The following is a 23688-nucleotide window of genomic DNA, read 5'->3' as shown; positions in this document are numbered from 1 at the left end:
TTTTTAGTTATTTTTGTTGGGTGATTTAAATTTTGATTGATTGATTGATTGATTTCATGAGAAGAGGCTTTAAAAGTTTTAATAAATTTAGGAAATTAAATGTTAAAATTTCATATAATGGTTAAGAAATTTATAATAACATTTTAAATACAGGGAAAAATACTTTATAAAAATAAGTATTTTCCATTATTATATTTATCAATTAATTTTATCTGAATGGTCAAAAAAACGGATTCATATATAGTTCCGTTGTTTTATTTGGTTTTATGGACAAAAAAAGGATACCTAGTAAAGATATCCTTTTTTATATGTTGTTGAAATTTTATTTATTCTTCCACCAAAACCCATTCACCTGATTCGATCATTGGTTTGGCTTGTTTGAATTTCATTTCTTGTTTTTCACCTGTTTGCGTGTTTCGGATGCTCACTTTATCATTTGGCAAAATCTTCGTCACATTTCTTGGTGCCGTAACTTCACCTCTTGGTTCAGCAGTAGAAGTAGATGTGAAATAACCGTTGTTACCAGAAGATTGTCTCGGTTGTTGAGCCTGTTGAACTGGTTCTTCGCCACGATTGGTTTCCACTTTTTCTTGTTTCACTTGCTGACGAGCTTGTTGAATTTGCTCTGGATCTGGAGTTGGCAATTGTCCTTTGTACAAGAAAGAAATGATTTCCTTGTTCACACGATCCAACATTCTTTGGAAAATATGGAAAGATTCTTGTTTGTAAATAACCAACGGATCTTTTTGTTCGTAAACTGCATTCTGAACTGAACGACGTAAATCATCCACATCACGTAAGTGCTCTTTCCAATGCTCATCGATCAAACTTAAGATGATTCCTTTTTCGAAATCTTTTACCAATGATTTTCCTTGCGATTCATAAGCTTCTTTTAAATCGGTTACGACCATCAAAGAACGAATACCATCAGTGAAAGGAACTTGGATTCTTGAGAATTGGTTCGCAGGATTTTCATACACACTTGCAATAATCGGATACGCAATTTCTGCTTGACCATTGACATGTTTTTGATAATCCAATAAAGCAGCTTGATAAACTTTTTCAGTCAAATCTCTTACAGACGTTGATTTAAATTCTGCTTCAGAAACTGGAGAATCCATTGTGAAGAATTTGATCAAATCAAATTCGAATTCTTTGAAATTCTCATTGTTTTTGGCATCACGAACGATAGAAGCTGTCGTATCATAAATCATGTTCGCAATATCAACGTCTAGACGTTCTCCGAACAAAGCATTTTTTCTACGACGATAAATAACTTCACGTTGTTTGTTCATCACGTCATCGTATTCCAACAAACGTTTACGAACCCCAAAATTGTTTTCTTCTACTTTTCGTTGGGCACGCTCAATGGATTTTGAAATCATCGAGTGTTGAATCATATCTCCTTCTTTATGTCCCATACGGTCCATCAATTTGGAAATTCTTTCCGATCCAAACAAACGCATCAAATTATCTTCCAAAGAAACATAAAACAATGAACTTCCTGGATCACCTTGACGACCTGCACGACCTCTTAACTGACGGTCAACGCGACGAGAATCGTGACGTTCTGTTCCGATAATAGCCAAACCACCAGAGTTTTTCACTTCTTCGGTTAATTTAATATCGGTACCACGCCCCGCCATATTGGTTGCAATTGTTACAACACCTGGACGCCCCGCTTCGGTTACAATGTCTGCCTCTTTTTTATGCAATTTCGCGTTCAATACATTGTGAGGGATTTTTCTCAATTGTAGAGCACGGCTCAATAACTCTGACATTTCGACATTGGTTGTTCCCACCAATACCGGTCTTTTTTGATTTTGAGCCAAATCCACTACATCCTCAATAACGGCATTGAATTTTTCGCGATTCGTTTTGTATACTTTGTCTTGTAAATCTTGACGTGCAATTGGTCGATTGGTTGGAATTGCAACCACGTCCAATTTGTAAATTTCCCAAAACTCACCAGCTTCCGTTTCTGCAGTACCTGTCATACCAGCCAATTTGTTGTACATACGGAAGTAGTTCTGCAAGGTAATGGTTGCAAATGTTTGGGTTGCAGCTTCAATTTTTACATTTTCTTTTGCCTCAATCGCTTGGTGTAAACCGTCTGAATAACGACGTCCATCCATGATACGCCCTGTTTGTTCATCAACGATTTTCACTTGACCATCCATCACCACATATTCGATGTCTTTTTCAAATAGGGTATAGGCTTTCAACAATTGAGTCAAGGTATGAATACGTTCAGATTTGATGGAGAATTCACGGAAGAATTCTTCTTTTTCTTTGTATTCGTCTTCTTTCGAAAGTTTTTTAGATTCGATTTCACCAATGGTTGTAGAAACGTCTGGTAAAATAAAGAAATTTGGATCATCCATTCCTTTGGATAAATACTCAATTCCTTTATCGGTCAAATCAACTTGATTATTTTTTTCATCGATCACGAAATACAAATGCTGATCTACCTGAGGCATCTCACGGTTGTTATCGGCAATGTAAATCGCTTCTGTTTTTTGCAATTGGGTACGAACACCTTCTTGACTCAAGAATTTGATCAATGGTTTGTATTTCGGTAAACCTCTAAATACTTGGAACAAATTGAATCCACCTTCTTTTTTATCGCCTTCCTCAAATAATTTTTTGGCTTTGTTTAAGGTTTTCCCTAATTCTTCACGTTGGATGTTGAACAATTGTTCCACTTTTGGACGCAAAGCGTCAAATTCTTGACGATCTCCTTGTGGAACTGGACCAGAAATAATCAAAGGCGTACGCGCATCGTCAATCAATACCGAGTCTACCTCATCGACAATGGCAAAGTTTAATTCGCGTTGAACCAAACTTTCTGGTGAATTGGCCATATTGTCACGCAAGTAGTCGAAACCAAATTCATTATTGGTTCCATATACAATATCGGCACGATAAGCATTTCTTCTACCTTCTGAATTGGGTTGGTGATTGTCGATACAATCTACACGTAATCCATGGAATTCAAAAATTGGAGCCATCCAAGCCGAGTCACGTTTTGCCAAATAATCATTGACCGTAACCAAGTGAACACCGCGTCCTGTTAAAGCATTTAAGTAAACAGGAAGTGTTGCTACCAAGGTTTTTCCTTCCCCAGTTTGCATCTCAGCGATTTTACCTTGGTGTAAAGCTGTACCACCAATTAACTGAACATCGTAGTGAACCATGTCCCAAACGACTTCTTTCCCAGCTGCATCCCAAGTGTTTTTCCAAATTACTTTGTCTTCCCCTTGAATTACTACGTAAGATTTTGTTGCAGCCAAAATTCGATCAAATGGAGTAGCGGTTACTTCAATCTCTGGATTATCTTTGAATCGTTTTCCAGTTACTTTCATCACAGCGAAAGCTTCTGGTAAAATATCCATCAAGATTTTCTCTTCGATTTCATAAGCTTCTTTGTTCAAACGGTCGATTTGTTCAAACAAACCTTCTTTTTGATCAAAGTTTTGAATGGATTCTGCTTCTGCTTTTAATTCTGCAATTTTATCTTTTTGTGATTTGGTAGCATCGGCCAATTTGGATTTGAATTCTTCCGATTTCGCTCTCAATTGATCGTTAGAAAAGCTATCTATTTGCTTTTCAGCTTCCAATGTTTTGTCAGCGTATTTTCGTAATTCTTTTACATCTTTTAGGTTTTTGTCACCCAAAAAACCTTTTAAGACTTTTTCGATTAAACTCATAATTCTTCTTTTCTACCCGATTACCATCTAGTATAAGTACCACTTATTAAAGATTGAATCGTGTTATATTTTAAGTAAAAAAGCCCAATTCGGGCTTTGATTTTTAGTATTCATCTTCATTCCAAAGGAAATCATCATCGGTTGGATAATCTGACCAGATTTCCTCGATGCTTTCATATGAATCTCCTTCATCTTCAATTGATTGCAAGTTTTCTACAACTTCTAAAGGCGCACCCGTACGGATCGCATAATCGATTAATTCATCCTTTGTTGCAGGCCATGGTGCATCACTTAAATAAGATGCTAATTCTAAAGTCCAATACATATTTTTAAACTTTATACTGTTAATATATTACATTTTTTTGATCACCTTACTGGTTTAAGAGTCAGGTGCTTTTGCGAAATCAAAAAATTTGCCAAAAAAATACTTGTCAGTCTTTTCATGCAAATAATTAATTTTGGGCAAATGTATCGAAAAAAATGACAAATAAAATAAGTAATTTATTCAAAATTAAATATCCAATTATCCAAGGTGGAATGATTTGGTGTAGCGGATGGAAATTAGCGTCAGCCGTTAGTAATCAGGGAGGTTTAGGCCTTATAGGGGCTGGAAGTATGTATCCCGATGTGCTGAAGGAGCACATCTTAAAAGCACAAAAAGCGACTGACAAACCATTTGGTGTCAACCTTCCTATGTTGTATCCCGATATAGAGAGTCATATTGAAACGATCATTTCCCATAAAGTTCCTGTTGTATTTACATCTGCCGGGAACCCTAAAACATGGACGGAAATTCTTAAAAATGAAGGAATTATGGTTGTGCATGTTGTGAGTAGTGTGAAATTTGCCCAAAAAGCACAAGAAGCGGGAGTAGATGCAGTTGTGGCAGAAGGTTTTGAGGCAGGCGGTCATAATGGCAGAGATGAGACTACGACTTTTTGTCTGATTCCCGATGTCAGACGTCAGATTGATATACCATTAATTGCCGCAGGAGGAATTGGAACTGCCAATCAAATTGCAGCAGCTATGATTTTGGGAGCAGATGGTGTTCAAATCGGATCTCGTTTTGCTGCAACAAAAGAATCTTCTGCACATGATTTGTTCAAAAATGAAATTGTCAAGGCAAAAGAAGGAGATACTTTGTTAACCTTAAAAGAATTAGCACCTGTGAGATTGTTGAAAAATCCATTTTTTCAAGAAGTTCAAGCGGCATATCAAAATTGTGCTACTAAGGAAGATTTAATTGAGTTATTGGGTAGAGCAAGAGCGAAACGTGGAATGTTTGAAGGTGATTTGGTCGAAGGTGAATTGGAAATCGGACAAGTTTCTGCTTTGATTGATGAAGTGAAATCTGTAAAAGAAGTAATGGAAGAATTGGTTGGCGGAATCAATCAAATGAATTTTCATTTCAAAGATTCTTTTCAAGCTTAATTCAATTCAGATAGAAATAGATTCTGCAAGACCTTTCGTTTCGTTGGGTTTTGCAGAATTTCTTTTTGTGAATTTATTGTTATTTGGTATACAACTCTGGATTTAAGGCTGCAGGCGACCAATTTCTAAAAAAATCCATTACCAATTTCTTGCTATGACCTTTTCCTTCTTCTAAATATCCGGAATTTTGGGTATGAATTCGTTTTCCATCTGCATCTAATATGACGAACACAGGAAAACCAAATCGTTGCGGATAATCCAATGATGCCAACACATCTAGATTTTTATTTTCTTTGGAATAATTCAAATGATAAACCACATAATTTTCATCTAGAAAACTCCTAATTTCTTCATCGGTTGTTGTCAAATCATGAAACAATTTGCACCAGCTGCACCAATTTCCACCCAACTGAATCAATACATGTTTGTTGCTTGATTTGGCTAATTGAACCGCATTTTCGATGTCTTTCTTGGCATCGGCTTCGGGATTGTAAACCGAAAATTTTTCTTGCGATAAACCAATTTGAAAGAACAAGCTTACAAAGAATAGAAATGCAAAATTTTTCATGATTATTTATTTTGAAACAAAATTAGGACATAATTTAATAAATGCTCGATAAATTACTCCTAAGATTGAATTTTCTGTATATTTGTAGCTTGATTTAATCGAAAAATTACTTTATTAAAATAGTTTAAATACAGATTTTGAATTGAGAAATTTATGGTCGAAAGAATTGAAACCCTTTGAAGGAATCATTCGCAAAGTTCAGTGTTCATTAAGAGTTTAAAGATTCCACACTTCCGGAATTTTAAACTTTTACAAGCAATTAATTAAGAAAATTAGAGAATGAACACTAGATATGTAGATTTAATTGAACAATCCTTTTACTTCCCAACCGAAGAATTTACGATGGAAGATGGCAATTTGCAATTCCATGGTATTGATTTGATGAAACTAATAGAAGAACATGGTACGCCCTTAAAGTTGACCTATCTTCCAAAAATTTCACAAAACATCCAAAAAGCCAAAAGTTGGTTTGAAACCGCACGTAAAAATGTTGGTTACAAAGGGAAGTATAACTATTGTTACTGTACCAAAAGCTCACATTTTCATCATGTTTTGGAAGAAGCGTTGAAAAACGATATTCACATCGAAACTTCTTCTGCCTATGACATCAACATCGTCGAGAATTTATTGGAAGAAGGTTTGTTGACGACCGATAATTATGTGATCTGTAATGGATTCAAACGTGCGCAATACATTGAAAACATTGCGAGATTATTGAACAATGGCCATAAAAAAGTGATTCCTATCATTGATAATTATGAGGAGCTTCCTTTGTTGTTGGAATCGACTGATAAGAAATTTGAAGTCGGAATACGTATTGCATCGGAAGAGGAACCAAAATTTGAATTTTATACCTCTCGTTTAGGAATTGGGTACAAAGACATTGTTCCTTTTTACAACAATTACATTCGCGATGAGAAGAATGTGAAGTTGAAAATGTTGCATTTCTTCATCAATACGGGAATTAAAGACAATTCTTATTATTGGAACGAATTGAACAAATGTTTACAAGTCTATGTGAAATTGCGTGAGATTTGTCCGACATTGGATAGTTTGAACATTGGAGGAGGATTTCCAATTAAGAATTCACCTGGATTTCAATTTGACTATGCCTATATGGTGGAGGAAATTTTGAATCAGATCAAAATCATTTGTGATGATTGGGAAGTTCCAGTTCCGCATATTTTCACAGAGTTTGGAAGTTTTACAGTTGGAGAAAGTGGAGCGGTTATCTACAAAGTTTTGCAACAGAAAAAGCAAAATGACCGTGAATCTTGGAATATGATTGATTCTTCCTTCATGACCACTTTGCCAGATGCATGGGCGATTTCGAAACGTTTTGTGATGTTTCCAGTCAATCGTTGGAATGATCGCTACGAACGCGTATTGTTGGGAGGTTTAACGTGTGATTCCGATGATTATTACAATTCGGAACAGCATGTTAACGCCATTTATCTTCCGAAATTCAATCCGAATAAACCCTTGTATGTAGGATTTTTCAATACAGGTGCTTATCAGGATAACATTGGTGGATTTGGCGGAATTCACCATTGTTTAATTCCTCAACCGAAATACATTTTGATCGACGAAAACCATGAGGTAGAAGTTTTCTCGGAACAACAAACGCATGAAGAAGTCTTGGATATTTTGGGATACAACCAATACAATAAATCGAAAGTAAATAAACAAAACAAAAAATAATAAGAAATGAGCAAAGGACCAATCAGTAAGTTCATTGAACATAACTACAGACATTTCAATGCTGCGGCTTTAATGGATGCGGCAAAAGGATATGAATCGCATTTAGCAGAAGGAGGAAAGATGTTGATCTCTTTGGGCGGAGCTATGTCAACTGCCGAACTAGGAGTTTCTTTGGCAGAGATGATTCGTCAAGACAAAGTTCATATCATTTCCTGTACAGGAGCTAATTTGGAAGAAGATGTGATGAATTTGGTTGCCCATTCTCATTACAAAAGAATTCCAAACTGGAGAGATTTAACTCCTGAACAAGAACGTGAGTTATTGGATACGCATTTTAACCGTGTAACCGATACGTGTATTCCTGAGGAAGAAGCTTTCCGTCGCTTGCAAAAACATTTAGAAGATGTATGGCATGCTGCTGAAGAAAAAGGTGAGCGTTATTTGCCACATGAATTTTTGTATCAAGTGGTAAACTCTGGCGTTTTGGAACAATACTACGAAATCGATCCAAAAGATTCATGGATTGTTGCAGCTGCTGAGAAGAATTTACCGATTGTTTGTCCAGGATGGGAAGATTCTACAACCGGAAATATTTTCGCTTCCAATGTGATCAAAGGAAATTTGAAAGCTTCTACTGTTAAGTCTGGAATTGAGTACATGATTTACTTGACAGAATGGTATCGTGCCAATTCAGATGGAAAAGGAGTAGGGTTCTTCCAAATCGCTGGAGGAATTTCTGGAGATTTCCCAATTTGTGTTGTGCCGATGATGTACCAAGATTTGGAATGGACAGATGTACCTTTCTGGTCTTATTTCTGTCAGATTTCTGATTCTACGACTTCTTATGGATCGTATTCAGGAGCAGTTCCAAATGAGAAAATCACTTGGGGGAAATTGGATATCGACACACCTAAATTCATGATTGAATCAGATGCTACAATCGTAGCGCCTTTGATTTTCGCTTGGATTTTGGGGCAATAATTGTTGATAATCATTGAGATATAGAAAACTCTTCTTATTTTAGGAAGAGTTTTTTTATCCCCTAATTATGAAAATAGCACTATTTAGTTCTTGTCTTTTGATTGTGATGGCTTGTACCACTGCAAAAGAATCGACAACCACAAAAAATTTTTCTGAAAAAAATAAAGATCTACGATATGGATATTCTGCATCGAATCCTATAAAAGTTGGAGGTGTCACAGATGGACCTGCTCGAGAACGTGATTATTTGTATTCACTTTCTGGACCAAGTGGTGAGAAAATTTGGTTCTCTAGGCAAGGTAGTTGTTGCGCATTTAAAACAGAAAATAGTCCTTTTGGAGATAATGCTTTGTTGGATAAATATTCTGTTACCTATGAAGGAAAGGGAGACACCGTAACCTTGTATCTCAATATGTACGACGAAGATGTATTGTATGCGCCAGAAGGTTTCAAATTTAGAATGTAAAAGAAAAAAAACTCCTTTAAATAAAGGAGTTTTTATGATAAATCTCGGTAATTACGTTTCTTTGTTTGGTTAGATAAACTTTCCAATTAATTTAGGGACTTAATTGGTCAATTTAGCTGGTTAAATGGAATTATAGTATTAGTTATCTTGCTTTTAAGCAGGTTAGGGGAAATACACTCTACATCTCAATTACTAAAAAATAAATTAGGTTTTATTATAACTACCTCGATTTTCATTGACAAATCTATAATGAAAAACTATCGCGCTATTGAGGATTTCCGTAAAATTTACTTTTTTATTTGAAAAAGATTTCTAGACCAAACCTAAGTCTTTGAAAATCACTGCAAGTTCAATATTGGTGTTAGCCGAAAAATTTTCTCTTAAAACTTTTAATCTTTTTTCAATGGTACTGATACTATTGGGTTTGATATTATTCTGGGTAAGAATGACACTAATTTCTTCTTGGGTTTTTCCTTCACATAAATACTTAACCAAATTGACATCATACGCATCAAAACTAGAAATTTCTTTGTTTTGTTTCATTCTTTGTTGAACATCATAGGAGATATAATGCGTTCCATTTTCAATTGCTTTCAATGCATTGTGCAATTCATTGCTATCATTTCTTCCTTTTTGCACATACGCATCAATTTGGAAATTTTCAAAAAAGCTTTCTACGCGCATCGGCTTATCTTCCACGGTAAAAACCAAGATTTTCACGGGTATTTCTGCCTCTCTGATGGCTTTTATTAAATCTTCCCCATTGGCCAATTTCACTTCTCTGTAATCGGTTTGGAAGGATAAATCTGTAATCAATAAATCAAAAGGTTCTTGGTCTAATTCTGCTTTTTTCAATTTTAACAAAGCATCATCACAATATCTTGTATGAACAAAATTAGCATCTAAAAAACTTTTGATCGTATTTTCAATTCCTTTGCTTATACTATCAATGTCTTCTGAAATAAGTATTTTTTGTAAAGATTTCATACGCGTTAGTTGTGATGGTTTAGGCAGATTAGAATTCAGACGAGTTCAAAGGAATTTTGATAGTGATATGAGTTCCATTTTGGCTGTTCTTGTCCATCATCCATTCGCCTTTTAACTTTTGAATTCGATTCGTAAACAAATTTAGTCCACTTAAATCAAGTTTCCTATTGGGTTCACTTATAAATCCATTGTCATTATAATTGATTTTCATTTCAAATTTATTAATTTCTATGAATATATCCATTTCTGAAACATCATTGGGTTTTTTCATAGACGTTAGGAATTCATCTACCGCTTTGTAAATATCGATTCGCTTGTCCAGATTAATTTTTTTCCAATGTTTAAATCTGAAAGGATTGACATTTATGCTGACTTTTTCCGTTTGGTGAGAATGAATTAATTTTTGCAATTCTATACCAAAATTATTGCTATGCATAAAGAAACTATTCTCTCTAGAAATATTTCTAGACATGCGATACACTTTTTGCATGCGTTTGAGTAAAAGTTCCTTGTTGGAAGGGTTTTCTTCAGTCAAATAGGTTTCTATATAATTGATAATTTTGTCCAATCCTTTGGATATTTCCTTACTTACTTTCTCCGAAATGTTTTTTTCCGTTTGACTAATTTGTTCAAATAAAAAGTTTTCATGTTTGATTTTCTGCAGTTTGGAATAGTGGAATATATAAAATATAAACGCCAAAATTCCGACTATTAAAAGAATCAAATACAATCTTGAGAACAAGATTTTTTCTTTTTCAGCCTTGGATTGAATGAGTAGTAGTTCATTTTCATGCTTATTTAGTTCAAGTTCGTAAGCAGATCTAGAAAAAGAATTTGTTTTTTCATTTTGTGCCAATTCTAATTGATCTTTGTATGCAATGAATTCAAGGGTATATTGTTTGGCTTTTTTCGGATTTTCTATTCGAATTAAATGATCATAAGCTAGTTGTAGGTATCGATTTGAATTGTGAATTTTGGCTAGCCTCAATAATTCATTTCCAGTTTCAATGGCCATTTTGGTGTTGTTTTGACTTAGGTAATAACGAGTCAAGGTTTCCAAGGATTGAAGGATGCCTATATTGTTTTTAATGATTTTTCTAATTTTTAATGCTTCCAAAATCTGTGAGGAATCAACCATGTCGCTTTGTTTTTGCAACAACATGCTTTGTTTGGCATTCATGAGATAGGAATAAAACGAACTATCTTCTTTTAATTTAATGATCCCAAATAATTCTTCATAGATTTTTTCTGCTTTGTCAAATTCTTGATCTTCAGATCGTATATGCGCTATGTTTGATTTTGCTACTGTATAATTGTGAAAGCTTAAGGAATCCTTCGCCACTTTTTCAAACCATTCAATTGCACGTTGATTATCCTTTTGTAAGGTTGCGAAATAGCCGTAAGTTAATTGAATGAAGTTTTTTAAGCTATCCTTATCATTTTTTGGTACATATTTAGACGCTTCATGCAAATATTGATCTGCGTAATTAAAATCTCCAAACTCTGCATACATCATAGCTAATTGTCGTAAGGTTCGAACAACCATGGTTGTATCGCCTAAAGATTTAAAATCTTGTAAAGCCTTCTCAAAATAGGAATGCGCTAAATTTTCTCTCATCTCACGCATGTGAACATTTCCAATTCTGAAATAGGCAGAAGCTGAATAATATTTATTGTTTTTTAAGTTTGCATCACGAATTTGTTTGGTATCTGCCTGAATTAAACTATCGTAATTCAAATCACTTAGAAATTTTTTGCCTTTTTCATGTTGTTTTTTTAATTGTAGCGAATCTTCATTAAACTCTACTAAATTTTTGTTGGAAGATTGGCCAATTTTATTTTCCTTTTTACATTGTATGAGTAGGAAAGCCACCAAAGTAAGCAATATAAAAGTTGATATGATTGAACCTAATTTCATCGCCAATTATTTTCCAATTTCCAATTCATATTTAAAACCTTTTTCAGATGGAATGATTTGACCTTTTCCTTTGATGATTTCCAATCGTTTTTGAATGTTGATCATTCCATTGGCATTTTGAGGTTGTTTATCATGGATCCCTATTCCATTATCGGAATAGTTAAAAATCATGCTATATTCCTGAAAATTAAATCGTAAGGAAACAAGGCTCGCTTGACTATGTTTGCGCATATTGGTCAATAATTCTTGCAGAATTTTGTAAAAATGCAATTTCACATCAGAGGAATATTCTTTCCAAGCATCTTCTTCAAAGCCCACAAAGATGATGTTGGTTGATTCATTTTTATAGTACGAAACCAAACTGAAGATTTCGTTGGCATAATTTTCATCTGTATTGATGGCTTGACTTTCGCGCGAAATGTCTTTGGAGAGTTTGTAAATTTTATCAATTTTATCAATCAATTTTTCCTTGTTTTCTTGGTTTTGAATGATCTGATTTCCATCGATGAATGAAATGGTTTGGTAGAGGGAATTGGCCAATTCATCATGAACTTTCCGAGCCAATTTCTGTTCCGCATTTTGAATTTCGACAATTAATTTCTTTTTGTTTTGAATGCGTATGGAACGAACATAATTTAGGAGTAGAAATATGCTTAATAATCCAAATAAGAGCAATAATATGATAATATTTTGATTCCATTTTAATGCTGCATCATGGGTTAAAATTTCCTTTTGCAATTGCGCATTTTCTTTTCGTTTTTCGTTGATTTCAAATCGAATCGTTGCAAACTCAGCGATATGATGATCTCTGACATTATCCAAACTATCGCGAAGATTCTTATAGGCAATCGCATACTCTTTAACTTTGGAAGATTGATCATATTGTATCAAATACTGAAGCGCTTCCAATCGGTTTCTATGGTCTTTTAATTGGGTTGCAACACTCAACAAGGAGTCCGCATATTGTATGGCTTTTGAATTGTCTCTATGCTCATAAAATTCTGTCAAGCTTGAATAGGAACCAAGTAATCCACGTATATCCTTTGTGTTTTTACGAATTCGTAATGCCTGATAAAACATATCAGAATTTGCGTTCCTTGGATTTTCTTTAAAATCCAAATAAGCTCGATTGTCCAAATAGGATGTGTATTGCTTTTCTCGGACAAGTTTGTAAAGTTCTTCTTCCATCTGGTTCAATACAGCTCGAGCTTTTTGATAATTTTCTGGATTTTTTTCTCCTAATTTTGTGTAGTTGTACACCAAATTGTTCATGATGCCGTATCGATCTTCTGATTGAATCGAATCTGAAATGGATTCTTGATACCAACGGATGGCATCTTCATAATCTTTCTGAATGGTTGCGGTATAACCCAATATCGAATAAATATCAGCTCTTTTTTTATACGCATCTGTCGGTATGAAATCCAATATGGCATTGGCAGTTTTACGAGCACCGATAAAATCTCCTACTTGGGTTTGTATCAGTGCCATTCCACGCATCGTCTTCACAATTCCCGCACTATCTGAAAATTCTAAAAAACTTTTTCTGGCGCGGTTGAAATAATAATACGCAGTATCATTGTTGATGTTTACATAATGATAAATCCCTTTGTAGAATTGGGATTCGGCAAAATAATAAGGATTTTTTTTCGCTTGACTTAAACTTTCCAATTGGGAAGAGTAAGAATAAACGGAATCAAATTGATTAACCTTTACATATTTTTTAATGTAATTCTGTTGAATTTTTAAACTGGATGAATCAACACTTATTTGAATAGTTTTTTTTCTTTCCAGATCGGGATTTGAATCCTGACAACTGAAAATAAAGAAGATGAACAAAACATATAGGTAAAAGTTCTTCATACGATTGGAAAGAAAGGACAAATTTAGGTCAAAAAAAACTCTACCAATCGGTAGAGTTTTTAAGTCCTTTATTTTATTTGACGATTTTCATTTCATCCAATAGATATCCGGCTCCAGCAAACTTATCAATGATAAATAAAATGTAGCGAGCATCTACCATGATGTTTCGGCAAATCTCCGAATCATAGTGCAAATCACTCATCGTTCCTTCCCATACACGGTCAAAATTCAATCCGATTAAATTTCCGTCTTTATCCAAAGCTGGACTTCCTGAGTTTCCTCCAGTTGTATGATTGGATGCGATAAAGTTAACAGGCATTTGCGCTTTTTTGCCTTTTCCGATACCATAGACGCCATAGTCTTTTGATTTTTCTAAATCAATTAGTTTCTGAGGCAAATCAAATTCATAATCTCCTGGAACATATTTCGCAATCACACCATCTAAATAGGTTTGATGCTCGTATCTGTTTGGACGGTCAGAAGGTTGGTAACCATTGACCTTACCATAGGTAACACGAAGTGTTGAATTGGCATCTGGGAAAATTTTCTTGTCTGGAAACATTTCCAATTGTCCTTGCATATAAATGCGTTGCAATTCGTTCATCTGTTCTACACTCGCAGCCAATGTTGGTTCCACTTTGGTTTCGTAAGCATCTCTGATTTTTTTGATTTCTTGAATCAATGGATCTTCTTCCAAAGCTTTGATTAATTCTACTTCATTCTCAAAAATTTCCTGAGTATTTTGAACCAAATTCAAACCATTGATTGATTTTTTTCCAGTCAAAATTGAATTTTGAAAGGTTGAAGCATTTAGTTGAATTTTTTGGTCTGGTAAGAATTCCGATGGAAGTTTTTTCATATACAAATCCATCAAAGCCAATGATACTTCTTGATCCAAATCAGCATCGTAATCCTTGTATAGATTTTTCAAGGCATTGGCAATTCTATTTTTGTTTTCTGCGAATTTTTCGCTTCCATACGTATCCAATAAATTACTCAATTGATACGCCATGCGGAAGGTTTCTGAATTTCTGAAAATTACTTCATCAAAATAAATATCAGCGATTTTATAGGATTCTAAATCTTCATACAATTTGTACAATACTGGTAAAACATGAGCGTATTTTTCTAAATGTTCCGAATTGTTTTTCAAACGATTGATAAATTCCTCTTCATATTTTTTACGAAGATCTGCAGCACCCGATTTTTGAAGTCCTAAACTTTCTCCTCTCCATTTTTTCCAAGCATTGGAAATTCGAGCATATTTAGATGCATATTTAATACGAGTCGCATCATCTGTTTTCATTTTATCGCTCAAAATTTTGATGGCAACATCGCGAATTCCTACACGTGCTGGATTGATGGAATTTACTGCTTGCTCCAAGGCAATGGCTGGTAAATATTCATCTGTCACCCCTGGAAAACCATACACAAATGTGAAATCACCTTCTTTTACACCTTTGATTGAAATCGGTAAGAAGTGTTTTGGTTTGTAAGGAACGTTGTTTTCGGAATATTCAGCAGGTTGATTGTTGGCATCTGCATAAATTCTGAACAAAGCAAAATCACCTGTATGTCTTGGCCAAGACCAATTGTCTGTGTCCATCCCGAAATTCCCAATGCTGCTCGGTGGAGCTCCTACCAAACGAACATCTTTGAACGTTTCTGTGACAAATAAATAGTATTTGTTGCCTTTGTAAAATGGACGAATAAAAACCGATTGAAATGGTTGTTTGCTTGTATTTTCAATTTCTTTTTCTGTATTGGCTTTCACCAAAGCATTTCTTTGTTCAATCGTCATTGAATCATCCACTCCATGTAAAATTTTGGATGTAACGTCTACGATATTGATAATGAAAGTAGCTGTCAAACCTTTATTGGGAAGTTCTTCTGAATTATTTTTGGCCCAAAAACCATTTTTTAAATAATCATTTTCTAAACTGGAATGAGATTGAATTTGACCATAACCACAATGATGATTGGTCAACAATAAACCTTGAGAAGAAATCACTTCAGACGTACAGCCTCCTCCAAAATGGGCAATCGCACCATTAATACCCGAACCGTCTGGTTTGAATATATCATTGGCACTAATTTTCATTCCCATTGCGGTCATTTCAGCTTCATTTAGTTCTGTGGGAATCCACATACCGCCCCCTTGCTGTTGGGCATTGAGAAATCCGGTCCACAAAAGTGCAACGAATACTAAAAGTTTAATTTTTGTCATTTTATTTAATCGTTTTTTCAAAACTACTAAAATTATCAGAATCACTCAATAAAAAAGGGTTTCCATTGCGGAAACCCTTACATATTTAACGTATCAAGTTTTTACTGCTTGATCATTTTTACTGTTTTGATTTCTTTATTGGTTTGAATTCTTACCAAATAAGTTCCTTGAGCAATTGAACGAACATCAATTTTTCCTTGTTGAACATTTTGGTAGGTTTGAATTAATTTACCAGACAAATCAAATACTTGAACGGATTGGATTGTGTGTCCGCCCGAAATATGGAGTATATCGCGAACTGGATTCGGATAAATCAGGAATTGATTCGCAAACTGATCATGGATGCCTAATTCGAAATATACCGTCACGCCAAATAATTCACTTTCACATCCATCAACAATCTGACTAACATAATACGTAGTTTCATCTTCTACAAGAGTGGAAGAGTCCAATACAATGGTTCCTTCAGGATCTGCATACCAAACTAGGGTACCTGTATAATTCACCTCAAGATCTGCTAAAGTTGTACCTGGATCTACAAATTGAATCTCTACGCCCGTTGGAGCATCTGGAGCTTCGTTTACGGTAACATCTACTTGAATTTTTTCGGATTCACAATTTGTACTAGATCCTGTTTGTACAGTCCAATTGTAAAAGAAGTAATAAACATCAGAATTGGTATTGGAGTTATTAATAGTTCCACCTGTTACCGTTCCAACATCCCCAATTGGATAAGGAAATCCAGGATGTGAACTTGAAAATTCTCTCACCATAATTGGACTTTGAGATGCAACCAAGCGATAGGTGTTTCCTGCTTCAACTGAGAAGTTCAAAGGAACTTCAAATTGTACGGGAGTTGAAGAATTTCCAGCAGGACAAGCTACCGTAGTTTCCTCTATAACATTCCAACTTTCATCTAAAAGTTTCATAACCAAATTTCCTGGTGTGGCAGAAGCTAAATAAACATCAACAGAATTTATCGTGAAAGCTTCAGTGGTTGTAAAAGACAATCCCCAAGGCGAGGTTCCGGCAACAACAGAAGAATTGCTAGTAGAACTTGGAGCTACTCGTGCACCACCTTCAATAATTTCTCCTTCAGACTCCCCAAATGAAACTGCCTGTACCCAATAAGAAGTATTGGAAGCTAAAGCAGGTGTTGTGAAACTTGATCCAGTAAAAATAGGAGTTGTGGATGTTGCCGAATCGTACCAATAGACTTCATCTCCATTGGAAGTTGCCACTAAAGTTGCTGTAGAACCTTCACAAATAGGGTCAACTGCAGCTACAGATAGGGTTGGTGTTGTACATCCTTCTGACGGTGATAAATTCAACCTTGTAAAATATTGTGAACTTCCCGTTTTGATTACCGTGCTTGCTCCAGTTGCGGGATTCATTTTATGGATTCCTGATCCGTTTGTGAAAAGAATGCTACCGTCTCCCAATTCGATAACACCTCTTGGACTATCTTTGGACCAATAGTCCATTTGTACACCCGTTTCAATATTAAATAAGTAGATTCCTGCAGGTGAACTAAAATTGGCTACCAAAAGATTACCATCTGAATTGAAATTTATTTGTTGCGCAAAGTTTAATACATTGGGTGCAACAAAATTGCTCACAAAATTCCCTGAATAATCTCTAATTTCAATGGGTGATCCTCCTGAAATATAGGATATATAGACAGAACCATTTCCATCATCTAACACATCAAAGCTTGATTTTCCTCCTGTGGTGAAATTTCCCAAAGGAGTTCCATTGGTGTCAAATCTCACAATTGCATTGCCAGGCGCACCTCCACCTGAATCAGCATTGGTCACCCAAACCTCTGATTCATTAATTAAATTTAAACCTTTGATATTATCCATACCATTGGTCAAACTGCTTAAATAGTTTCCTTCTAAATCAAAACGATAAATGGCATCTGTATTTTGATCCGTAATCCAAATTTCATTTCCAATTTGCGCTATTCCCTTTGGAGTTCCAGGATTGAGAGCGTTTAGGTCAATGAATTGAGGATCTTCAATTTCTCCAGTTTGTTCATTTAAAAGCAATACATAAGGATCTTGTATGACAAGAATTTTTTCTTGTGCAAGTAAATGAATTTGTACAAATAGGAAAATTCCTAAAAAAAATAAAAGTTTTTTCATTTGATAAAGTTTTTAAATATTTTGATTCCTAAAGTTACATGATTTTCACTGTTTCAACTAATTTTGCTATACTTTAACAACTGTATTAATTACTCAAATAATTAGCTCATGAAAGCTATCTTTATTGCATTTTTTAGTTTTTTCATCCTTCAATCATGTACCGTCACCGAACGTATGGTTGTTTCCGAAACGGGAATGATCGATTATGAATCAGAAATCAATATTTCGGAAATGATAGGGTTGATGTATCCACAACATGTAAAAGATTCTTTGACAGAGATTGGCCAATTCCCAATTGACTCTACGTTTAATTATGTAGATGCCGATAAATTCTTTCAATCGAACAGGGAAGAAATGTCAGATGCTGAAAAGGATTTTTTCAAGGTGATGGACAAATCCTTTGTCAACATCAAAGTTGATGACAATAAAGGCTTAATAAAGTTTGTTACACAACAAATGAATGTCAAAGATTTTAATGCCTATTGGAACAGATTTGATTCTAAAGTTCTAGAGATGGAAAAAAATGATCCAGAATTGGCAAAGAAAGTTGCAGATGGAGCAAAGTTTACATCCATCAACGTCAAATATGATGGGAAATCTTTTCAACGAATTACCAATCCGGTTTCCACCAAATATCTTACTCAAGATAGCGAAATCTTTGGCGGAGAAGAAATGCTAAATTTTCTAACGTATAAAATGGAATATCATTTTCCGAAACCTGTGAAGAAAACCTCTATTGAAAATGCAACCTTTAGTTTGGATCGTAAAACCATGTGGGTAGAAGTTCCTTTAAGCGAAGCAATTTCAAACATGGAAAAGTATAATTTCACTGTCGAATTTGAATAAATTATGAACACCAAATTATTGGGTAGATATTCCCAACTTCATTTGGCTCATATTCACAAAGGCGTTTTGAGCGAAAATGGAATTGAATCTTTTTTGTTTGGGGAAAATTTCATGAATGCAGCTCCTTATTTTACGGGTATTTTAAATGCTGGTATTGAGTTGAGAGTAAAAGAAGAGGATTACGACAAAGCCATGGAAATTTTGGCCATTGAACAGTCAGAAAGCTTAAAATGTCCAGAATGTCAATCGACCAATTTGGATTTCTCTTATGGCAAAAACAAGATTTCTATAATAATGTTTTCAATTTTATCAGCAATTTTATTGGTTTTGCCCTTCGGGAACCTACAAAGACAGTATTTTTGCAAGGATTGCGGATTTAAAATGAAGAAATGAGCAGAGATATTCAATTCAAAGATTTAGGAATACAACAAGATTATCAAACAACTTGGGATTTTCAGGAATCCTTATTAGCCAAAACTGTAGCTATAAAATCTCAAAACAGAGAAAAAGAAAAATTGGGTCAATCTGATTTTTTGGATACGCCCAATTATTTGTTTTTTGTGGAGCATCCTCATGTGTATACCTTGGGGAAAAGTGGACATATCGAAAACCTTTTGGCCAATCAAGATTTTCTCCAAAAAATTCAAGCAAGTTTTGTGAAAACCAATCGGGGAGGAGATATTACTTATCACGGTCCAGAACAATTGGTCGGCTATCCGATTTTGGATTTGGATAATTTCAAACCAGACATTCATTTGTATATGCGAAATTTGGAGGAAGTCATCATCAAAGTTTTGGAGCAATATGGATTGAAAGGCGAACGATCCAAAGGCGAAACGGGCGTTTGGTTGGATGTCGGAAAACCCTATGCGCGTAAGATTTGTGCCATGGGCGTGAAAGCTTCAAGATGGGTAACCATGCATGGATTTGCGTTGAATGTTAATACCGACATGAAATATTTCGAATACATCATTCCTTGTGGGATCAAAGACAAAATGGTCACTTCCTTGGAACGAGAATTAGATCGAAAGGTTTCCATGGAAGAAGTGAAAAACTTTACTCAAAAAGCTTTCGAAGAAGTTTTTGAGGCAACTATTATCCCTTACCAATCCTAACGAAATATGACCGATTACATCAACCTAAACCGAGATTCTTGGAACAAAAGAGCCGAAGTTCATTTCACGTCAGAATTTTATGATGTGGAAGGTTTTCTCAAGGGAAAATCTTCTTTGAATTCCATAGAATTGGATTTGTTGGGTGATGTTTCTGGGAAATCGATCTTGCATTTGCAATGTCATTTTGGTCAAGATTCTCTTTCTTTAAGTAGGATGGGAGCCAAGGTGACGGGAGTCGATTTGTCGGATAAGGCAATTGATTATGCGAATGAATTAAACACTAAATTAGGTCTTGATGCCGAATTTATTTGTTGCGATGTATATGATATTCCGAAGCATTTGAACAAAAAGTTTGACATCGTCTACACATCTTATGGAACGATTGGTTGGTTGCCCGATTTAGATAAATGGGCAAAATTGATTCAAGACTTTCTTCTACCAAATGGAAAGTTTGTGTTTGTGGAATTTCATCCGTTTGTTTGGATGTTTGACGATGATTTTACCCATGTTAAATATCCGTATTTCAAGGACGAACCCATTCATGAAATTGCTGATTCAACTTATTCAGATGGTGAATTAGATTCACCAATTGAAGATGTCTCTTGGAATCATAGTTTAAGTGAAGTCTTTCAAGCCTTGTTGGACAATGGAATGAGAATCGATTCTTTTGAAGAATTGGATTATTCGCCCTATGATTGTTTCAACAAAACAAAAGAAATCGAAAAAGGGAAATTCATCATCGAGCCTTTGGGAACTAAAATTCCTTTAGTTTATAGTTTGACTGCGACTAAAGTTGGTCAATAAACTGAATGAACAAATGTTGAATATCATGGAATTCAATCAAATCAATAGATTCTCCCGTATCCAAAGGATCATGATAATGACCTTTTCCGCCCAAGGTATAGATGAAAAAGGAGGGAACCCCTTTCAGATAAAACGGACAATGATCGGAATTACAAGCTTCACCTCGTTTCTTAATTTGTTTTACATATTGATGTTGGGAATTGATTTCATTTAATACATCATATTCTTTGGTGAAAATTGCGCTATTGACAATTTGAATTCCTTCTTCGCCAGCGCCCATAATGTCAAAATTTAGTAAGAATTTGATTTTATTTAAATCGATTAACGGATTATCCACGAAATATTGGGAACCCAAAAGTCCAGCTTCCTCTGCCGCAAAAGCAATGAAAACCATATCATGTTCGGGTTGGTTTTCTGTATAATGTTTCGCCATACTTAACATGAAAGCGGTTCCGCTCGCATTGTCATTGGCTCCAGGGAAAATCGTATTTCCGACTTTTCCTAAATGGTCGTAATGCGCCGTGATTACCACCAAGGAATCTGAGTTTTTACCAGGAATAAATCCTATAACGTTGGAAACTTTATAAGCAGGATTGAATTCTGATTCGATTTGATAATGATCAATTTTCAGATTTTCCGAATAGTAATGGTCTTTGATGAAAAATCGATTGATTTCTTTGGGTTGTTGAGATAATGAAGCCGTTAATTTTTCCTTAGAAAAGTAAAAAATTGCGCGATCCTTGTTTTCTTCTGGTCGATAAAAATTTGCCCAATGCTTATAATATTGGTTCAAAGAATCTACTTCGAAATGATGCGGCGGAAAGACAATGTGTTTTTGATGTTGTCCCACCATATCCTGATAAATAAATTCCTGGAAGGATTTTTCAGATTCTAAAGCTTTTTGATAGTTCTTCGGATTGAAATTATAGATTTCCTTTTGCTGAAATATTTGCCCATTGGAACTTGGATCGACCAAGAAATCGATTCCATAGACTAAGTTCTTCCCGTTGAGTTTCAATTCGGCTTTTTGAATGATGTTGATGGACATTTCGAATTCCTGAAAATATGAATTATTCAAAGGTTGTACGCTCATTTTTTGAAATTCTTCAGCAATGAATTCAGCTGATTTACGCATCCCATCATCTACGTATCCGCGTCCTGAAAATTTTTCAGAAGTCAATTCATCCACAATTTTTCGCGCATATTGCTTGTCAATATTTTGGGCGTTTCCTAGGAAGCTAAGAAAGAATCCAATAAATACTAGAAAATGTTTTTGCATCATTCAATTTCAAATTTTAGGTCTAAATTACATATAACTCGCAAAAAAAATGCCCATAATTTCTTATGAGCATTTCGTTTATTGTGTAGATCATTTATCCATTGATTGCTTCAACGCTTTCAATTCTTCCTGGAAGCATTTCTTTCAACATGGTTTCAATTCCGTTTTTCAACGTAATGGTTGAAGATGGACATCCTGAACAAGCTCCTTGTAGTAACATTTTGGCTGTTTTGGATGATTCATCAAATTCAATTAATTCAATGTTTCCTCCGTCTCCCGCAACGGCAGGTTGAATGTATTCCGCAATGATATTTTTGATTTCTACTTCGATATCCGTGAAACTTTCCTTTACATAAGGATTTTCAGTATTTCTATGAATCGGAACAAAATTATCCTCGACCAATTTCTTATCTGCTTGAATAAATTCCAATAGGAAATAACGCAATTCCAATGCAATTTCATTCCAATCGGCATCGGCTACCTTTGTAATTGAAATATAATTATCTGCCACAAAGACTTCTTTCACATAAGGAAAAGAAAACAAAGCTTCTGCAACTGGAATTTGAGTCGCTTCATCTATAGATTTCGCCTCTGCCATTCCATCAAATAATAATTTATTGGTCACAAATTTCATTACGGCTGGATTGGGTGTCATTTCGGCATACATGGTCAATGGATCTTGAGATTGTGCACGCATCACAATGGTTCCATCTTTTAAATGTTTGTCTACGATTGCTTTCAAATCATCTGCCACCATTTCCCAATCAACCACATCGGTTTTTTGAATGGCAACAAAATTTGCGGTTATATAAACTTTGGAAATAAAAGGAAAATCCAATAATTCTTGCGCTAACAATGAATCTTCTAATGATCCATTTCGATCCAATTCCAAACTGCCTGCGGTCAAGGTTTCATCGCAGACAAATTTCATAATATGTGGATTGGTTGTATTTTCTAAATATACTCTTAACATGCTGCAAAAATACGTCAAGTTTGTATATTTAGCTTCTTAAATTGATAGTTATATTTTATGGCGATAGTGAGAGAATTACAAGGGAAAAAACCCGTATTTGGTGAGAATTGTTTTGTTGCTGAAACGGCTGTTATTGTGGGTGATGTTCAGATGGGCGATGATTGTAGCATATGGTACAATGCTGTTTTACGAGGCGATGTGCATTACATCAAAATGGGCAATAAAGTGAATGTTCAAGACAATGCAATGATTCATTGTACCTATTTGAAATGTCCAACAAACATCGGGAACAATGTTTCCATCGGGCATAATGCAGTGGTTCACGGATGTACGATTCATGATAATGTTTTGATCGGAATGGGTTCTATTGTGATGGATGATTGTGTGGTTGAATCCTATGCCATTGTTGCTGCTGGAGCTGTAGTAACGCAAAATACACATATCAAAGAAGGTGAATTATGGGCGGGAATTCCTGCGAAAAAAATTGGGATGGTTTCTCAAAATTTGAAAGAAGGTGAAATCGAACGAATCGCTAATAATTACGTGAAATATAGTGGTTGGTACAAGGAAGAGAATTAGTATTAAGTATTAAGTATTAAGTATTAAGTATTAAGTATTAAGTATTAAGTATTAAGTATTAAGTATTAAGTATTAAGTATTAAGTATTAAGTA

At 34.9% G+C, this 23688-nt stretch carries 19 protein-coding genes; 9 read left to right on the top strand and 10 right to left on the bottom strand.

What is annotated here, in order from left to right; translation table 11 throughout:
- Positions 1 to 326 precede the first annotated feature (326 nt).
- Together secA and ABID46_RS09490 are read right to left on the bottom strand one after the other, a co-directional pair.
- Complete coding sequence (gene secA / locus ABID46_RS09495; RefSeq protein ID WP_354509445.1) at positions 327 to 3710, bottom strand: preprotein translocase subunit SecA; 3384 nt, start codon at positions 3708 to 3710, stop codon at positions 327 to 329.
- Between the two features lie 103 nt (positions 3711 to 3813).
- Positions 3814 to 4035, bottom strand: a complete 222-nt coding sequence (locus tag ABID46_RS09490) for a DUF2795 domain-containing protein (RefSeq protein ID WP_084016193.1) — start codon at positions 4033 to 4035, stop codon at positions 3814 to 3816.
- 155 nt (positions 4036 to 4190) lie between these two features.
- Between ABID46_RS09490 and ABID46_RS09485 the strand changes: the two genes are divergently transcribed.
- Positions 4191 to 5141: an NAD(P)H-dependent flavin oxidoreductase gene (locus ABID46_RS09485; RefSeq protein WP_354509442.1), complete on the top strand. Its 951-nt coding sequence runs from the start codon at positions 4191 to 4193 to the stop codon at positions 5139 to 5141.
- Between the two features lie 79 nt (positions 5142 to 5220).
- Here the strand turns inward: ABID46_RS09485 and ABID46_RS09480 are convergent, their stop codons facing one another.
- The gene (locus ABID46_RS09480; protein ID WP_354509440.1) at positions 5221 to 5709 is read right to left on the bottom strand and encodes a thioredoxin family protein; all 489 of its coding nucleotides are present in this window, start codon (positions 5707 to 5709) and stop codon (positions 5221 to 5223) included.
- A 279-nt stretch (positions 5710 to 5988) separates the two neighbouring features.
- Between ABID46_RS09480 and ABID46_RS09475 the strand changes: the two genes are divergently transcribed.
- The 3 genes from ABID46_RS09475 (at position 5989) to ABID46_RS09465 (ending at position 8857) form a co-directional block, all read left to right on the top strand.
- Entirely contained in the window at positions 5989 to 7410 is a 1422-nt protein-coding gene (locus ABID46_RS09475; protein WP_354509438.1) for a type III PLP-dependent enzyme domain-containing protein, read from the top strand.
- A 6-nt stretch (positions 7411 to 7416) separates the two neighbouring features.
- Positions 7417 to 8391 carry a deoxyhypusine synthase family protein gene (locus tag ABID46_RS09470; RefSeq protein ID WP_354509436.1) on the top strand — a complete coding sequence of 325 codons (975 nt, stop codon included), beginning with the start codon at positions 7417 to 7419 and terminating at the stop codon, positions 8389 to 8391.
- 67 nt (positions 8392 to 8458) lie between these two features.
- Positions 8459 to 8857 (top strand): 2-dehydro-3-deoxyphosphooctonate aldolase, encoded by a 399-nt coding sequence (locus tag ABID46_RS09465; RefSeq protein WP_354509434.1) that lies wholly within the window; start codon positions 8459 to 8461, stop codon positions 8855 to 8857.
- 312 nt (positions 8858 to 9169) lie between these two features.
- Here ABID46_RS09465 and ABID46_RS09460 read toward each other — a convergent pair whose 3' ends face one another.
- The 5 genes from ABID46_RS09460 to ABID46_RS09440 form a co-directional block, all read right to left on the bottom strand.
- A complete protein-coding gene (locus tag ABID46_RS09460) occupies positions 9170 to 9844 on the bottom strand; it encodes a DNA-binding response regulator (protein ID WP_354509432.1) in 675 nt (224 codons plus the stop codon).
- Between the two features lie 28 nt (positions 9845 to 9872).
- Positions 9873 to 11762 carry a tetratricopeptide repeat protein gene (locus tag ABID46_RS09455; protein ID WP_354509430.1) on the bottom strand — a complete coding sequence of 630 codons (1890 nt, stop codon included), beginning with the start codon at positions 11760 to 11762 and terminating at the stop codon, positions 9873 to 9875.
- Positions 11763 to 11768: 6 nt separating this feature from the next.
- Positions 11769 to 13625, bottom strand: a complete 1857-nt coding sequence (locus ABID46_RS09450) for a hypothetical protein (RefSeq protein ID WP_354509428.1) — start codon at positions 13623 to 13625, stop codon at positions 11769 to 11771.
- Positions 13626 to 13698: 73 nt separating this feature from the next.
- Positions 13699 to 15852 (bottom strand): S46 family peptidase, encoded by a 2154-nt coding sequence (locus tag ABID46_RS09445; RefSeq protein WP_354509426.1) that lies wholly within the window; start codon positions 15850 to 15852, stop codon positions 13699 to 13701.
- A gap of 101 nt (positions 15853 to 15953) precedes the next feature.
- On the bottom strand, positions 15954 to 17999 hold the full coding sequence (locus ABID46_RS09440; protein ID WP_354509424.1) for an Ig-like domain-containing protein: 2046 nt from the start codon (positions 17997 to 17999) through the stop codon (positions 15954 to 15956).
- A 108-nt stretch (positions 18000 to 18107) separates the two neighbouring features.
- On the opposite strand from ABID46_RS09440, the gene ABID46_RS09435 reads away from it, so the two are divergent.
- Genes ABID46_RS09435 through ABID46_RS09420 form a run of 4 tightly spaced genes read left to right on the top strand, consistent with a single transcriptional unit; the run spans position 18108 to position 20764 of the window.
- On the top strand, positions 18108 to 18845 hold the full coding sequence (locus ABID46_RS09435) for a hypothetical protein (RefSeq protein WP_354509422.1): 738 nt from the start codon (positions 18108 to 18110) through the stop codon (positions 18843 to 18845).
- 3 nt (positions 18846 to 18848) lie between these two features.
- Positions 18849 to 19238, top strand: coding sequence for a putative signal transducing protein (locus tag ABID46_RS09430; RefSeq protein ID WP_354509420.1), 390 nt, complete (start codon positions 18849 to 18851; stop codon positions 19236 to 19238).
- Positions 19235 to 19960: a lipoyl(octanoyl) transferase LipB gene (lipB, locus tag ABID46_RS09425; protein WP_354509418.1), complete on the top strand. Its 726-nt coding sequence runs from the start codon at positions 19235 to 19237 to the stop codon at positions 19958 to 19960. The genes ABID46_RS09430 and lipB overlap by 4 nt, the downstream gene beginning before the upstream one ends.
- Before the next feature lie 6 nt (positions 19961 to 19966).
- Entirely contained in the window at positions 19967 to 20764 is a 798-nt protein-coding gene (locus ABID46_RS09420; RefSeq protein WP_354509416.1) for a class I SAM-dependent methyltransferase, read from the top strand.
- On the opposite strand, the gene ABID46_RS09415 is transcribed toward ABID46_RS09420, so the two are convergent.
- Positions 20748 to 22046 carry a M28 family metallopeptidase gene (locus ABID46_RS09415; protein ID WP_354509414.1) on the bottom strand — a complete coding sequence of 433 codons (1299 nt, stop codon included), beginning with the start codon at positions 22044 to 22046 and terminating at the stop codon, positions 20748 to 20750. The two genes, ABID46_RS09420 and ABID46_RS09415, sit on opposite strands and share 17 nt — an antisense overlap.
- Positions 22047 to 22137: 91 nt before the next feature.
- A complete protein-coding gene (locus ABID46_RS09410) occupies positions 22138 to 23016 on the bottom strand; it encodes a NifU family protein (RefSeq protein WP_354509546.1) in 879 nt (292 codons plus the stop codon).
- A gap of 57 nt (positions 23017 to 23073) precedes the next feature.
- Between ABID46_RS09410 and ABID46_RS09405 the strand changes: the two genes are divergently transcribed.
- The gene (locus tag ABID46_RS09405) at positions 23074 to 23595 is read left to right on the top strand and encodes a gamma carbonic anhydrase family protein (protein ID WP_354509412.1); all 522 of its coding nucleotides are present in this window, start codon (positions 23074 to 23076) and stop codon (positions 23593 to 23595) included.
- Positions 23596 to 23688: the final 93 nt, after the last annotated feature.

This window comes from Moheibacter stercoris (assembly GCF_040545805.1).
GTDB lineage: Bacteria > Bacteroidota > Bacteroidia > Flavobacteriales > Weeksellaceae > Moheibacter > Moheibacter stercoris.
Note: the sequence above shows the minus strand (reverse complement) of the source record. Positions and strands in the feature narration are given on the sequence as shown.